Origin of the sequence: Dapis brunnea BLCC-M229 (genome assembly GCF_050015995.1) — a bacterium.
GTDB lineage: Bacteria > Cyanobacteriota > Cyanobacteriia > Cyanobacteriales > Microcoleaceae > Trichodesmium.
The window spans coordinates 6015-21544 of sequence record NZ_JBNHEP010000299.1 but is presented as its reverse complement, the minus strand read 5'-3'; the positions used below and the strand labels follow the sequence as shown (position 1 = coordinate 21544).

The following is a 15530-nucleotide window of genomic DNA, read 5'->3' as shown; positions in this document are numbered from 1 at the left end:
ATTCTCCAAACATCTGTTCCGGGTGCTTCAGGGAATGAAAAAAAACTACTATTGCGTATGGAGCAATAGTCAGGAAATTCTCCAAACATCTGTTCCGGGTGCTTCAGGGAATGAAAAAAACTACTATTGCTCCATACGCAATAGTCGAGTCGGGAAAATTCGAGATACTCAACCGAAACCGAACAGAAAAATAGAGCAGCAAAACTTCTTCCCGCCCCATAATTTAAGGATTCAAAAAATCTAAATGATTCCCATGTTTTGCCCGTAAAGATTCGACAGAACCTTCCAATTCTAACTGACCACGATTTAATAAAACAATCCAATCAGCTCTACTAATAACCCTTGGTCTGTGACTAATAAAAATAGTAGTTTTACCACTACGATGAGACAATAAACTCTCCAAAACTTCAGACTCAGCCATAGGATCTAAACCAGAAGTTGACTCATCCAAAATTAATACAGGCGGGTCATTAACAATACCTCTAGCTATTGCCAAACGCTGCCTTTGACCCCCAGAAATATTAGCTCCAAATTCTCCTAAAACCGTTTGATACTTATCAGGCAAACGACTAATAAATTCATCCGCTCCAGAAATTTGACAAGCTTTAACAATTTGTTCAAAAGTTACCCCAGGTGCAGCCAAATGGAAATTTTCAATAATTGAACGACTCCAAAAATGAGCATCTTGAGGCACCAATACAACCTGTTTTCTCAAAGAATTTATATCTAAATCTTGCAAATTATAAATACCAACTTGAACATTACCAGATTGCACAGGATATAAACCAGCAATTAATTTAGCAACCGTACTTTTACCACAGCCAGACTCACCAATTAAAGCAATAGACTTACCACCAGGAAACCTCACAGAAAAATTTTCTAATAAATCTATTCTGCCAGCATAGTGAAAACTAATATTAGAGCAAATAATATCAGAATTATCCTTAATTTTAGCCTCCGGCTTTTGATGATTTTCATCTGTTTCTGGAGGATAATCAATTACTTCCGAAAGTCGTCGAGTAGCAGTCTGAACTTTTGCCAATTCATCCATCAATCCCACCAATGTACTAACCAAAGTTGACACATATTGATTCATAGCAATAAAAGCCAATAACTGACCAATACTTAATTGTTCAGCGATAACTAAATTACTGCCAAACCATAACAGAAAAATATTACCAATATTACTAACTAAACCAGAAAATACATCATTGACAATCCCAATCTGAGTAGTTCTAAAACTCAAATTAGCCAACTTGCCAAACCTACCTTGATATTCTTCCCAAAATTGAGGAGCGCTAGAGGTAGTTTTGAGAGTCATCGCTCCTTTAAAAGTCTCTACCAAAACACCCTGATTTTCTGCTTCTAAAGCAAATAAACTTCTAGTTTTTTGCTGTAAAATCGGCAGCAAAGCAATAGTTGATAAAGTCATAACCACCGCCATAAAAACAGCAACTATAGTCAGAGAAAAACTATAAAGGCACATCACAATCAAAGATACCAAAGCAATAAAAAATTGACTAGGCAAACTCACAATTACTTGGGAAACCAACTGATTAATCTCTTTAATATCCGTCAGCCTACTAACAATTTCACCACTACGTCGCGTCTCATAATAATTCAATGGCAAACGTAAAATTTGTCTGCCAAACTCCATCACTAGCCCTAACTCCAAACGTTGAGCAAAATGGGCAATCATATTAGACTGAACTAACTCCAGACAACTACTAAAAATATTCATCACAATCACAGCAATTACCACACTGGTAAGTAACTGAAAATCGCCACGAACTAGCACATCATCAGTCAAAATTTGCACCAAAAAAGGAGAAGCAATAGAAAGTAAACCCAAAACGATATTTAGTATAAATACCTGAAAAATAATTTGACGATAATACCAAACTCGTCTTACCAATCTGCTAATACTACTTACCTTTTCATCAGCCTCAGAAAAAAAACGTTTTGGGTCAGGCTCTACTAACAAACAAACCCAATCTTCCCATCCTTCAGCTAATTCTTTTTCGGACAAAAAACGAATCCCAATGGCAGGGTCAGCAATTACATATTTGTCGCCTTGTTTACCATATAAAACTACCCAATGATACCCTTGCCAATGAATAATTGCTGGTAAAGGAGCCTGTTCAATTTTATTTAAAATTCCTGGATTAGCCTTCACAGACCTAGCATTAAAACCGATAGTATCTGCACCTTGCTTTAAACCTAATAATGTAGTTCCTTGTTGATTAGTACCTATAGTTTCTCTAATCCGATTAATTGTTAAAGTACGACCATGATATTTGGCAATAGAAGCTAAACAAGCCGCTCCACAATCTTCCTCACTTTGCTGGAGAATTATTGGATATTTATTAAAGTTATTTATTTCACGCTCAGTAGATGCTTTGGGTAATATTGGTACTGGTACAATGTCTAACATAATAATTTAATTTTTAATTTAAAAATAACTAGATTGATGGTAAACATTCAGTCTTCAGCTATCAGCTTTATTACCTTTAAAGAAGGATGTAGTAAAAATGGAGATGTAGAAGTATGTCCTTTGCTTGCTTCATTTATTAAAAAGCTAAGAGTTGACTGCTAATAGCTGAATGCTTACAACTGATGAATTATGCTATGCCAAATAACTCTTTCTGTTAACAAACAATCAAATCAGAAAAAAGCACCCATAAAGCTAATAAAGCTATAGGTGCTTAATTTGATGAAATGTCAATCTATAAATCTGACCATGATATAGCTTTGTAAGCATTCAGCTAGCTCCCATTTCCTGCGCAATACTGCGCAAACGTAGCTTTTAATTCTCCTTGGAGACTAATACCTCATAAACGTCACAATGACTTATTAACTCATATCATGTCTGCTTGAATACTTACACTTTGGTGGAAGAAATACAGAAGGCAGAAATCCTTCTGCCAATTATGACTTAATTTTATACACAAACGATGCTAGCGGACATCATAGCTAATAGCTAATAGCTGATAGCTGATAGCTGAATCCTTACATAGCTTTTAGTAGCAGCCACCATAGCCACCACGACGGTAACTATAACTTACAGAGCGACTGTAACCGTAACCACGACGGTAGCCACCATAACTGTAGCCATAGCCACCACGATATCCGCCGTAACCATAACTTACAGAGCGACCATAACCGTAACCATCACAACCACAACCATGACCACCATTAATAGTGGCAGAGTCTTCAGTAGAAATATCAGAAAATAGTTCGTTATTTTGAGTTTCTTGCATCATTTTTTCCTCAGAGTTAATTTAATCAACAAGCTAGTATAAATTTGTTTCTATTTATTTCACTATCTCGTGATTTGTAATAGACTATTCTTTTGCTCAGTTGCAGCTTCCGGAGATTTTTTTATTTAGATTAAACTACATTTTTTAATTGAAAAATAACTTAAGCATTTCCTGCTGAATGCGGAGCTAACAGCCATCAGCTAGAGCGCCATTAACTTATTCTTTTTGAAGGAAGAATCAGAGTTGAAAAATTGAGTGAAAATTAAAAATTACTCTGAAAGCATATTAGCCAATCTTTCTCATTAATTACTTAGTGGTACTTAGACATTTTTTGGCATAAAAACTGCTTGAAAGTCAGTCTACACAAGGGAATTACGTCAACGACCTAAAAATTGCTAAAACCCGTGCTTATAAAGGATTTATACCTTTTTGACGTAAAAACCTCTCCCTATCTATCTTTGAGTCTATTTTCTACTCCTATTTTGTTTAAGTCCCGTTAGTGCAGAATTATTACCAAGGAAAAATTGAAAGCTGAAAGCTAGAAGTTGAAGGCTGAAGGCTAATATCTAAATACTTACAAATAAACTTAGGAAAGGCAATGTTTTGAGAATCTCTAGTTATATGCAAGTTCATAAATATTTGGTATAAATTTATATCTCTATTCCATATTGCCTAAAACTTTATACCTCACCAATATAAGAATTACTATATGACAAATAACTATTACTATTTACGGTGGTGGTGGATAGTAATGGTAAAGGAAGCACTGGGAGTTTGGGGAGATGGGGAGTGTGGGAGAAATTAAAAAATATGGCGTTGCTGAAACACGGTATGATTTGATAATTTTGGATTGTTTGAACCACTTGTTAATACTAACTGTTCCCAGTTAAGTGTTTCCTGTTCCCTATTACCTATAAACTTACTTTCATACCTTAATTCAGCAATGCCAAAAATATATATCCTCACCATTACCATGCAGGACTACCCTATTTACTATGAATAAAATCAGAAAAAAGCACCCATAAAACTATAGGTACTTGATTTCATGCAATATCAATTAAAGTTATAATTCCAGCATGATATAACTTTTAGTAGCAGCCACCACGACGATAGCCACCATAACCGTAGCCATAACTACGATGACGGTAGCCATAACGTACAGGGCGCCCATATCCATAACCACCATAGTAATAGCCACGGCGACCATAGCCATAACTTACAGAGCGACCGCGACCGTAACCATCACAACCACAACCATGACCACCATTAATACTGGCAGAATCTTCAGTAGAAATATCAGAAAATAGTTCGTTATTTTGAGTTTCTTGCATCATTTTTTCCTCAGAGTTAATTTAATCAACAAGCTAGTTTAAACTTATATTTATTTATGCAACTATCTCGTGATTTGTAATAGATTATTCTTTAGGTGAGTTAGAGCTTCAGGATATTTTTTTATTTCTATTGAACTGGTGTTTAAAAAGCCTTTAGAAACTAGCAGTCAGTTTTTCAGTAGTTGTAAAAGGAATTGAAACCCAAACTTTTAAAGAATTGGGTAACTATATTTTTGTGGCTGATAACTGACTGCTGTTAACAAAGTATTCCCTCGGCAAATCTGATAGCTACTTCAAGTTTGATCAAAAAGCACCTATAATTTTGTAGGTGCTAAATTTAGTTGAATTAGTTGAACTTAAATTAGCTTAAATCAGAGTTACATCGCTAATTTTTAGTAGCAATCGTTATAGCCTCTGTAGCTATAACTGACAGGGCGAGAATGGTAACTGTAGCTACGATAGTGGTAGCTAACAGGACGACGATAGTAACGTACAGGGCGACCATAACCATAACCGTAACAATCATCGTAATAATGACCACCATTAATAGTGGCAGATTCTTCAGAAGAAAGATTAGAAAATAGTTCGCTGTTTTGAGTTTCTTGCATAAGATTATCCTCTGGCTTATTTCGGTTTACAAGATAGTTAAAATCTCTATAATTTTATTTAACTATCTTGTAATTTCCGATCTATTATTCGTTAGTCACTTCCAGCATCCGGAGATTTTTTTCCTGATTATCTGCTATTTATGAGCTGATAAAAAGCAGTAAAAAATTTACTTTTTTTTCAATTAATCAGGAGAAAACTACTGTTAAAAAATTTTAATTAGTAGCAACCGCCATAGTAGCGACGACGGGAGTAGTAACGTACAGGCCGACGATAATAACGACGATAGCCATAACCGTAATAACGGCTACGACGGTAACGACCATAATATCCATGACCCCCATTGATAGTAGCAGACTCTTCAGTAGAAAGGTCAGTAAAGAGTTGGTTATTTTCTTTTTCTTGCATCGATATTTTCCTCAAGGTTAATTACATTAGTAACGTTTAATAATTCCTGTTTACTACTAGGAATTACAATTCATTCTTCTTTAGTAGTTAACAACATCCGGATAAATACCGATCTAAATAATTTTGAATTAAATATAGCAATTCTAAATAATTTTTAACAAATTATCAAATATATAAAAACTCTGAAAATATTAAAATATGACTCCTATATAATTCCTGAAAAAAGGAGTCATAATAAATGAATGAAGGAAGAATTAAAAAGAAATAAAAAAACAGGAAAATGTTAGATGTTATTGATTAATTATATCAATCAATTCATACAATAAGTAAGCAGTTATAATCAAAATTTTCTCTTTGTAGCAAATCTTGATTAAACTGGTATTGAAATAGCATTAAAAACTTATAGAGTAATGGTTTAATCTCAAAAAAATATTGACTGATATATCTAAGGTTGGAGCTATTTTCAATCTTTCAATCTATCTTCCTTAGCCTCTATTTAATTTCCAGCTATTTTCGCTTTAATTTCCAGCTATTTTCGCTGTCAAAAATATTAAATTAGCGATAATTAATCATCAATGAATTAACTATGAAAATAGAGATAAGTAGAATATTTGAGGATGTATTTTTCCTTTGAAACCTCCCTCCTAATTTTTTAATTAATTTTACCCTAAGTATTCAGCTAGCTGACGGCTGTTAGCTCTGCATTCCCCAGGAAATGCTTATCCAATAATTAATAGACATCTCCGAAAATTAAAAATAGAATCAATTATTATCCATAAATTATCAATTACTTCTCCCTGTTCCCTGTTCCCTCTTTTCCGGAGAGGTCTAATAATGAATAATTATTAATTCAATAATTCACCCTTTAGAGATTGTTTGTAAAGGAAATATAAAAAGGAGATAGGGAACAGGGAACAGGGAACAGGGAACAGGGAACAGGGAATAGGGAATAGGGAATAGGGAATAAGGAGGAAGAAATCAAGACAAATATTTGTCGCTTAAAAATCTAGGAATATATGTACTGAATACTTCTCTACCTACCAAATTTCAATCTCTTGAAGTATTACCGCTTTTAGATTTTAGTCACTCGCATGTTCTCTTAATACTTATTTTACAAACAGTCTCTTATAGCCTTCCCTTTCAAGAGGAAAAAGCGGTCGTTTGCGGAGCAGTCCGTAGGATGGGATGGTGAGGTTCCCTCCCCATATCCAATCGACCAAGACAAGAAATAATACTTCCTTATATTCAATTCCCGTACGGTTTTAAGCAGAGGTAATTACCCATTATCCATTATCCATGTAATGAACAACCTACTTAGAAAGATATTAAACAGCTAAATAATGATAATTTATCTGTTATTGAAATATGAAAAAGTTAACCTTAGTAATAGCCTCTTATATTCCCCTTATAATAATTAGAATTATAACGTTCATAGTCAGGATAAGAACGGTTATAACCGTAATAACTGCGAGGACAAAGTTGAAAACCTAAAAAACTACGGCGATGTTGATAATTTTCATTGTAACCACCATTTATTGTGGTAGATTCTTCTGAATTCAGTTCTGTAAAAAGTTGCTTTTGTTGAGATTCTTGCATGATGAACTTCCTCATGGTTAATAATTTTCTGAAAATAGCAGTAATCTTTGCTGATTTCTTTAACTTCTGAAGGAATTTTAGTTTATACTTCCAAAATAATCTGCACTATCCGGATTTTTGCCAACTTCTATGATAATTTTATATTGAGTATTAAGTTCCTATGCAAAATTAATTACACATCCTATTGACTACCTGTCTCCTGTTCCCTCTCTCAACTAGGAAATTTATTTTGTACGACTACTTAACTTTAATCCTAATTTCTGCCAGTTTTAACCTGATCCGGATCGCTGACAAAATAACTCCTAAGCTAGAGAATTTCCAGTAGAGGAAATTAAAAAAATCCAGAAGTAAGATAACTCATAGAAAGATTAAAATTTCAGAGTGAGATGAGAACTTCCCCGACAATATTTGATTTAACAGGGAAGAATATAAATAAGGTAATTAGTTGGAGTAGTTATATTATGTTCGATAAAACATTTGTCATTGCCAGTCATGTATAGGGGTTTGCAGACCAAACCCCTAGTACAACCATTTACGATCGCATATCGTAGGTAATTAGCTGAACTTGATATTAATTTCTCAAATTTAGTCTCAAAAAAATTATTTTAGCAAGTGAAAATAAATTATGTTCAATAATTCTGACTCTATAGAAGTACAACCCCTAGAAAGTGATGAATTTCTACCTCCTATGAGTCGTTGGAATAAAATAGGGGGAATGTTCTTAGTGGGAACATTTGGTGCAGCTATTGCCCTAATGAGTGTAGTAAAGTATAATCCTACTGTGAGAACTGAAGCTATTGCTAGACCAACAGGAGATGTAAGAATTGTTCAAGCACTTACAGAAGGTAAAGTTGACAGTATAGAAGTAAATGAAAATCAAGCAGTCCAGATAGGAGATCCGATCGCGCGCATAGATGAATCTGCTCTTAATCGTCAAAAAAATCAACTACAAGAAAAAATAAAACAGTGCGACATAGAATTAGAGCAGATAAATCAACAAATATCTGCTCTAGAAGTTCAAATCTTAGCTACTGCTAGACCTCAGACTTTTCAGCAATCCCAATCATCTACAGTAGCAAATAATAAAATAGATGAATCATCCATTGAATCAGCTATTTTAGAACTATCCCAATCTTTGCCTACAGTTGCTCAACAGTTTGCTAAAGATAGACGCGATCTGATAGTCAAGCGAACAGAACTAATTAAAGAATTGACTGCTGGTAACAGAGAACTAGAACAGATAAATACTAAGCTTGATAATAGCGTAATTAGCGCTCCTGCAAATGGTACTATACTTAAGTTATCTTTGCGCAATCCTGGACAAACTGTGGAATCAGGAGCAGCGATCGCTCAGATTGTTCCTAGTAATACACCTTTAGTATTTAAGGGTAGAGTGACAGCAGCAGATATCGCCAGGGTGAAAGTAGGTCAACCTGTACAAATTCGGGTTTCTGCTTATCCTTTCCCTGATTATGGTATTCTCAAAGGAACTGTCAGTTCAATTTCTCCAGATGCTATCGCCCCAGAAGTGCTTCAAGAAGCTTATTATGAGGTCACTATAAAACCTGAACGACCCTACTTAGTCAAGGGCGAACGTCAATATCCGATACAACCAGGAATGGAAGGTCGAGCTGATATTATTTCTTCACAGGAAACTGTATTAACTTTTGCTCTCAGAAAAGTTAGACTATTAACTGACTTTTAGTATTTGTATTGTTTTTAGTTGAGGTGGACAGGTTAAGAATAGAACTATATTGTTAATCCTAATCTTTCCAAAATCCAGTAATCGCCGTTCTTAGAAACCTATGATAATCTGTAGATTTCTACAATTATCTGTTCTCTTCCCGCTTCTACCTGGCAAGGTCGGCCTTACCCAGTCCACAGGCTGTTACGATCGATAGGTCGCCAATCGGACGGCTCCCCTAGACCGCCTTAGCCAGATTTAAACTAGCATTCAAGTCTCTCTCGCCAATGAAACCCTACCCTTTCTCAGGACTTAGTTAACGAAGTCATAAGTCATAAGTCATAAGTCATAAGTGATTTTTGTAACGGGGATTTAAGCCCCGCTCCAAAAATATTTTGCCTTAAAAGGCGGGGTTTTAGACCCATATTATTTTGATAAATATAGGATTGACGCACGGGAACCCCTAAACCAGTTTATGTGCCTAGATGTCGATTATTCAAACCAGATTTCTCGTAGAAACCGGGTTTCTTTCCATAAGTCCTATCTATAAGTATAAGTAGTATAAATGCCGAACGGCTAATCAGCATAACTAAATATACAAAAATTACTTATCAGACTAACTAAATCTTGATCTATATCTAAATTTGTGTTATAATTTTCAGTATAATCGAAAAAAATCTTGTTTACCTATCTAAAAACACAGTTTTTGTATATCACATTAATTAATTGTTTTCAAGTAGGAAAACACATAAAAACTCAAGAAGAAGCATAAATAAATCTTACAATGAGTTTTAAATAATTTAGTTTTACTTATAGTGGCTTGCCAAAAGTAAGTATTCTACATTATAAACATATAAAGCACCTTTCCCAAGGCCACGAAAAATCCACGAATCGGTAAAAGTGATAATGGGGAGGTAGTGTTCAGGAGAATTTCAAAAAATTAAGAGGTATTATGAGCCAACAGGTTATACACCCGATGGATAAACTCCAGCGTCAGGTGAATTCCCTTCTGAAGTCTAATATAATCAAGCCAACAGATAGTATCTGGAAGATTGCCCTACTTTTTGGGGATAAATGGCACTATTGGAAAAAAGAACTGCAAGAGTTTGGTTTTTCGATGCAAGATCCAATTAGTGAACTATTAGCTGTCGAGGCTTGGGAAGAAGATTAGTTTACTAACTTCTTGATCGGACTCAAGCCAGGCTGATGAAAACAAAGCCTTAATATTTTTGCGTTATCAGGAAGCTTATGGTTATAAAACTTGTGGCAACTGTGGTCATGTTCAAAAAAAACTTGGTTCCTCAAAATTGTTTGGGTGCCCCAAGTGTAAAACCGTAATTCCAAGATATTTAAACGGTGCACAAACCATTAATATTTCCTCCTTTGTAGCTAACTGCCTTTAGTGTGAATGGTGAACCTATAATATGATTGTTTTAACTGATTTGAGTAGGTTAAATCTTGCACAATATCGATAATGAGATAGTATTGCACTACTACAAGCAGTCCTTGTCAAGAACTGAAATATGCCTTTATATCGCTGATACCAAGTCAGATTGACAAAAGATATTCATCATTTTTTTCTGTTATATCCTTTCAGAAATAACACATCTAAACCAAATTTAGTATCAGCTTATTAAAACTGATTATGTTTGCTTTTTAAAGACAACTATTCAACGCTTCTGCTAACTCTGGAGCAGTTTGATAGCGATCGCTAGGCAATGGTTGTGTAACTTTTTCAATCACCTCCCGTACTTGTGGTGTAATAGTGGGAACGCTTTCAATATAAAACCGATAACCATTACCACGATTATCATAAAAGTGCATAGGACTTTGACCTGTCAGCAAAAAAATCAGAGTTGCACCCACCGCATACAAATCAGATTGAGTTAAAGGTTGCCCGCGGTCTTGTTCGGGGGCGCTATAACCTTCTGCACCAATTCGCGTACCTAAAGGCGTTCCAATTTCTTTAACTGCCCCAAAATCCAAAACCACTATCTGATTATCGCGACGGCGCACTAGAAGATTAGCAGGTTTAATATCCCGGTGAATAAGTGGGGGTTCTTGTGAGTGAATGTATTCTAGTACCTCGCAAGTCTGAATCATCCACTCTATTGCCTGTTGTGGCAAAATCGGTCCTTGAGTAGCAATGCGTTTCTCCAAATCCTGACCATGAATCATTTCCATTGCCAAATATTTCTTGTCTTCTTCGACAAAAAAGTCGAAAAACTTAGGAATTCCTGGATGGCTTAATGATTTTAGCGCTCTAGCTTCTCGCTCAAATAATTCTTGAGCCTTACGAATTTGAGCCATATCAGCATTCATTTCCTTGAGTACCACTAAAGCAGCAGCAGGGGAAGCGCCCATACCTTGTAAACTATGTCGCTCCCGATCCCAAGCTAAATAAGTAGTACCCATGCCACCTTGACCTAATATCCGTAACACTTGATATTGACGAATGCTGCGTTCAACCTGAATTGGTTTACCACAATAGATGCAAAATAAATTTCCCGCTGGGTTATCACCAGCGCGGGGACAACATTGCTGGGGAATTTTTGCAGCAGAAGTAGCCCGAACTTGAAACTTAAAAATCGGGCCGCCTCTCGCTAACTGTATCAGGGAACCATCAGAAACAATTCCCTGAGACATCAAAACTCCATTAACAAAAGTCCCATTTGTACCTTGGCTAACTAAGCGCCAAATATTTCCAGATTGGGACTTTGATATTTTATGTAGCTCTAGATGGTATCGGGAAACTAAACTATCAGATAAAACAATATGATTATCAGGAGAGCGACCAACCTTAATTATTGATTCGCTCTGAAAGTCCCAATTTTTTAAAGGAGTATTTTTTTGAGGGTCTAGGAGAGTTAACCTAATCACAATTTATAAAGTAGGGAGTAGTTAAGAGTCAGGAGGAACAGAGAGTTATAGAGAAGGTGGTCGTGCATAATAGCAAGAGTAATTTTTCTGCCTCGCGTCAACCCATTTAGGCTAACTTTTTAAGCATGAAGGGCTGAAAACCAGGTACTTTTTTCAAGGTAAAAAAGGCTAATACTTTTATATGTCAATGCGCGCCAGATAATTTCAGCAAAGCAATAATTAGAGATAGTTTTTATTATCCATTATCCATTATCCATTATCCATTCTTTCTTGTGGCTTCACTAAAGCACGAATGACAATTGCTGTAATATTATCGTGACCATTATATTGATTTGCCAAATCAATTAACTTACTTACACCCAACTCCAAATTAGCTTGTTTGTCTAAAAGTGGTTCCAGGTGAGTTTGCCAATAGCTTTCCAGAAGCTGGTTATCTGTTAAACCATCAGACGCTAAAATTAACAGACTATCCTCATTCAGATTCAAAAACTGTATATCAGGTCTAACAAAATTTTCATCTCGTGGTCCTAAAGCTTGAGTCAATTGATAAGCATCGGGGCGACCATAAGCTATTTCTGGTTCAACTCCACGATTAATTTCTCTTTGCCCTACTTCATGGTCTAGAGTAATCTGCTCTAAACCTCCCTTACGAGAAAAACGATACAAACGACTATCCCCTACATGGGCGACAGCTACTTTTGTATCGTAAATCATCGCCATGACTAAAGTAGTACCCATCCGACTACTACCAGAACGGACTTCTTGTTGGTTAATATCGTAAATTACCTCATTTGCCTGTAAAATTGCTTCACGAATTGTTTCCTCTGAAGGCAAACCTATTGACCAACTACCTTCTGTTTTAAAGTATTGTTTAATCGTATCTACTCCTAACTGACTAGCTATTTCTCCACTAGCGTGTCCTCCCATACCATCACAAAGTATATAAATTCCTTTCGCCTGAATAATTCTTTCTGTAGAGGTTTCCTGACTTTCTATCTGAGTTTGAATCCCAAAAGCATCTTCATTATGCTCGCGTTGACTGCCTACATCACTTTTACCGGAACTTTCCAAACTTACCAATTGTATTGGTAAAAGTTCAGTATCTTGAGTCTCAATATTATCTACTATTTCCGAGGCAGAATCATCCGTTTGCAAAACTGTAGGTGCAGATTTAGGAGGTGCTTGAGGTTGTAAGTTATCTTGAGTATTCATTAAATAGGCTCGCAATTGTTCAATAGTTTGTATCTCACCATTCTGCCAATCTTGAAATAAAGCTGTTATCCAACCAAATTGTGTACGTTGGGATTGCTCAAACAACCATTGCCAGAATAGCATTAAATCTCCCAGAGTTTTGGCTTCACCAGATTTTGAGTACAAGCGTTGCAACTTGATAGAGTTGTTATCTGCTTGATTTACCCGGAGATTTTCATGTTCGAGTATACTTTGACAACAATCCCAGGGTGTTAGAGCTATCCACAATTCGGTCATTTGTTGCAACCACGATAAAATTTGTAGTTGGGGCAGTTGTTGTTTTCCCCAGAGGTCAACTAATCGTGGCCAACTGCTATAGTCCGCCAAAAGTAGTATTTCTTCCTCTGGCGTTTGCGCAGCATTCCGAAGGAATCGCGAACTTTCCTCCGAGTATGATCGCCAAGCATCGTGAATATTTGGCAAATGTTGAGGTATTTGGGTCTGTAATGCTATATACGGTTGGGCAATGATGGGGATAATTAAGGCTTCCATAGCTTCGGGGGTTATTGGTTTAAAGCCATCAGAGTTATTTTTCAACCAAGCTTGAATTGGGGTTTCTTCTAGTGGGTAACGGTCTAATACTTGCACAACTACTGTTTGACTTTGGTTGCTTGCTGGTATAGTTTCCAATACTTGGTAGCGTTGTTGAGGGTCTAAGTATTTTTCTTCTGATGCAGTGGAGAGAATTTCTGTATCGTTTAAGGATAATGGATTCTCTGTGTTTACTGCTTCAGACATTGGACTTAGTATATCTACAGTTATTAATTCTGAATTCTCTGAGTGTTCTATTGCTTTTGGTTGAGTTTCTTCTACTTCTTCTATATCTGAAGCTGATGTAGCAAAAGTTTCACCAGGTTCTGGAGTATTTTCTATTTCAATTTTCTCCTCCGAATTCTGAGATAATTCTAAAATCTCTTCAGATTCTTCAGTAATTATATCTGCTGCGGAATTCTTGCCCAGGGAGCTTGCTCCTGTAATGAATTCTTCTTGACTCAGTTTCTTAAGATTAATCTCTGGTATACTGGGAGTAGTAACTTCTGTTTGATAGTAAATAATGGCCTTCCATAATTGACCTGTATAGGCTCCACAGTTGTGACATTGTAGAGCAGTCAAGGGGACTTCTGAGCCACATTGATGACAATTCTTGTGGGTTAAGGACATACCACATTTTTGACAATATTTATGATTGTTAGGATTTTCAAACTCACATTGGGGACAGATGAGCATAATAGGAGGCTGTTCTGTGTCACAACTTCAATTATTGTAGAGCAACTAGAAGGGAATGGAGGTATTAGTATCTTCTAAAATTGTTTGGGCTGCGATCGCTTCTATTGTTTTTAGAGGCACTTCACAAAAGTATTTTTCCCTAAATTGTTCTTCTGATACTGCTGCTAGGAACTTTTGGACTGTTTGGGATGAAGTTTCTGTTAAAGAATTTTCGACCCAGGAGGCTTTTTGATTTTTGGTTTGATTCTGGATTATGTAAAAACTTCTCTCTTTATACTTGACATTAAATCCAAAATGTTGTATTGATTTAAAACCTAATTTAAGAGTAGCATCGCCAATATTTAACTTTTTTAGCAATTGATAACGAGTGACAGGTTGGCTTGTACGGCTGAGATATTTGGCAATTCCCAGGAGTTTTTGCCAGATTTCTAGGGGAGGGACAATAGGAGGTTGGGAGTAGGCGATCGCTAGTTTCTTCTGTTGATTTATTGCTCGTCGGAACCAGATTCGTAAGTCATTCCAGCTTGTGGGACATTCTGTAAGAATAATTAAGTCTTTTTCATTTTCCCCAGGCAAAATCGGAGACTTTTCACTAGCACTATCGTTTGAAGTTAGGATTTTTGAATTTTCATTTCCGGGAAGGGATAGGTCAGACTTTTCACTAGCACTATAGTTCTGAGTCTGAAATTTTGGATTTCCATTTCCCGGAGCTAAGACCTGAGACTCACCACTAGCACTATAGTTGGGAGTTAGGATTCTTGAATTTTCATTTCCTGGAGGTAAGACCTCAGACTCATCACTAGCACTACAGTTTGAAGTTAGGATTTTTGAATTTTCATTTCCTGGAAGTAAGACCTCAGACTTATTATTTGAATTTTCATTTCCCGGAGGTAAGACTGGAGACTTTTCACTAGCAATATAGTTTGGAGTTAGGATTTTTGAATTTTCATTTCCTGGAGGTAAGACTGGAGACTTTTGAGTAGCACTATAGTTTGGAGTTAAGATTTTTGAATTTTCATTTCCCGGAGGTAAGACTGGAGACTTTTGAGTAGCACTATAGTTTGGAGTGAGGATTTTTAAATTTTCATTTCCTGGAGGTAAGACCTCAGACTTATTATTTGAATTTTCATTTCCTGGAGGTAAGACCTGAGACTTTTGAGTAGCACTATAGTTTGGAGTGAGGATTTTTAAATTTTCATTTCCTGGAGGTAAGACCTCAGACTTATTATTTGAATTTTCATTTCCTGGAGGTAAGACCTGAGACTTTTGAGTAGCACTATAGTTTGG

The 15530-nt window shown here is 36.0% G+C and carries 12 protein-coding genes and 1 pseudogene; 4 read left to right on the top strand and 9 right to left on the bottom strand.

Annotated elements, in window-relative coordinates:
- Positions 1-244, top strand: a 244-nt coding sequence (locus ACP6PM_RS34760; RefSeq protein ID WP_426591431.1) for a hypothetical protein, incomplete at its 5' end; no start/stop codon positions are given.
- Here ACP6PM_RS34760 and ACP6PM_RS34755 read toward each other — a convergent pair.
- The 6 genes from ACP6PM_RS34755 to ACP6PM_RS34730 all read right to left on the bottom strand — a co-directional run bounded on the left by ACP6PM_RS34755 (position 224) and on the right by ACP6PM_RS34730 (position 7201).
- A complete protein-coding gene (locus ACP6PM_RS34755) occupies positions 224-2434 on the bottom strand; it encodes a peptidase domain-containing ABC transporter (protein WP_426591430.1) in 2211 nt (736 codons plus the stop codon). The genes ACP6PM_RS34760 and ACP6PM_RS34755 overlap by 21 nt on opposite strands.
- A 586-nt stretch (positions 2435-3020) precedes the next feature.
- Positions 3021-3263 carry a hypothetical protein gene (locus tag ACP6PM_RS34750; RefSeq protein ID WP_426591429.1) on the bottom strand — a complete coding sequence of 81 codons (243 nt, stop codon included), beginning with the start codon at positions 3261-3263 and terminating at the stop codon, positions 3021-3023.
- Positions 3264-4348: 1085 nt separating this feature from the next.
- Positions 4349-4594 (bottom strand): hypothetical protein, encoded by a 246-nt coding sequence (locus tag ACP6PM_RS34745; RefSeq protein WP_426591428.1) that lies wholly within the window; start codon positions 4592-4594, stop codon positions 4349-4351.
- Between the two features lie 389 nt (positions 4595-4983).
- On the bottom strand, positions 4984-5199 hold the full coding sequence (locus ACP6PM_RS34740; protein WP_293099294.1) for a hypothetical protein: 216 nt from the start codon (positions 5197-5199) through the stop codon (positions 4984-4986).
- Positions 5200-5416: 217 nt separating this feature from the next.
- Positions 5417-5605 carry a hypothetical protein gene (locus ACP6PM_RS34735; RefSeq protein WP_293099292.1) on the bottom strand — a complete coding sequence of 63 codons (189 nt, stop codon included), beginning with the start codon at positions 5603-5605 and terminating at the stop codon, positions 5417-5419.
- Positions 5606-6985: 1380 nt separating this feature from the next.
- Positions 6986-7201 (bottom strand): hypothetical protein, encoded by a 216-nt coding sequence (locus ACP6PM_RS34730; protein WP_426591426.1) that lies wholly within the window; start codon positions 7199-7201, stop codon positions 6986-6988.
- A gap of 625 nt (positions 7202-7826) precedes the next feature.
- Here ACP6PM_RS34730 and ACP6PM_RS34725 point away from each other — a divergent pair.
- From ACP6PM_RS34725 to ACP6PM_RS34715, 3 genes are all read left to right on the top strand, one after another.
- Positions 7827-8906: an HlyD family secretion protein gene (locus tag ACP6PM_RS34725; protein WP_426591425.1), complete on the top strand. Its 1080-nt coding sequence runs from the start codon at positions 7827-7829 to the stop codon at positions 8904-8906.
- A 931-nt stretch (positions 8907-9837) separates the two neighbouring features.
- Positions 9838-10056, top strand: a complete 219-nt coding sequence (locus tag ACP6PM_RS34720) for a DUF4327 family protein (protein WP_293099284.1) — start codon at positions 9838-9840, stop codon at positions 10054-10056.
- 58 nt (positions 10057-10114) lie between these two features.
- Positions 10115-10288 (top strand): zinc ribbon domain-containing protein, encoded by a 174-nt coding sequence (locus ACP6PM_RS34715; RefSeq protein ID WP_426591424.1) that lies wholly within the window; start codon positions 10115-10117, stop codon positions 10286-10288.
- Positions 10289-10541: 253 nt separating this feature from the next.
- Here ACP6PM_RS34715 and ACP6PM_RS34710 read toward each other — a convergent pair whose 3' ends face one another.
- The 3 genes and pseudogenes from ACP6PM_RS34710 to ACP6PM_RS34700 all read right to left on the bottom strand — a co-directional run.
- Positions 10542-11765 (bottom strand): protein kinase domain-containing protein, encoded by a 1224-nt coding sequence (locus tag ACP6PM_RS34710; RefSeq protein ID WP_426591423.1) that lies wholly within the window; start codon positions 11763-11765, stop codon positions 10542-10544.
- Between the two features lie 249 nt (positions 11766-12014).
- The gene (locus tag ACP6PM_RS34705) at positions 12015-14243 is read right to left on the bottom strand and encodes a serine/threonine phosphatase (protein ID WP_426591421.1); all 2229 of its coding nucleotides are present in this window, start codon (positions 14241-14243) and stop codon (positions 12015-12017) included.
- Between the two features lie 45 nt (positions 14244-14288).
- Positions 14289-15530, bottom strand: a pseudogene (locus ACP6PM_RS34700) (hypothetical protein); the annotation flags it as partial.

Bases quoted from the DNA above. Each gene is read 5' to 3' on its own strand.
- ACP6PM_RS34730 (WP_426591426.1), bottom strand. From the start codon at position 7,201: ATGCAAGAATCTCAACAAAAGCAACTTTTTACAGAACTGAATTCAGAA.
- ACP6PM_RS34725 (WP_426591425.1), top strand. From the start codon at position 7,827: ATGTTCAATAATTCTGACTCTATAGAAGTACAACCCCTAGAAAGTGAT.
- ACP6PM_RS34740 (WP_293099294.1), bottom strand. From the start codon at position 5,199: ATGCAAGAAACTCAAAACAGCGAACTATTTTCTAATCTTTCTTCTGAA.
- ACP6PM_RS34750 (WP_426591429.1), bottom strand. From the start codon at position 3,263: ATGATGCAAGAAACTCAAAATAACGAACTATTTTCTGATATTTCTACT.
- ACP6PM_RS34705 (WP_426591421.1), bottom strand. From the start codon at position 14,243: ATGCTCATCTGTCCCCAATGTGAGTTTGAAAATCCTAACAATCATAAA.
- ACP6PM_RS34745 (WP_426591428.1), bottom strand. From the start codon at position 4,594: ATGATGCAAGAAACTCAAAATAACGAACTATTTTCTGATATTTCTACT.
- ACP6PM_RS34735 (WP_293099292.1), bottom strand. From the start codon at position 5,605: ATGCAAGAAAAAGAAAATAACCAACTCTTTACTGACCTTTCTACTGAA.
- ACP6PM_RS34720 (WP_293099284.1), top strand. From the start codon at position 9,838: ATGAGCCAACAGGTTATACACCCGATGGATAAACTCCAGCGTCAGGTG.
- ACP6PM_RS34755 (WP_426591430.1), bottom strand. From the start codon at position 2,434: ATGTTAGACATTGTACCAGTACCAATATTACCCAAAGCATCTACTGAG.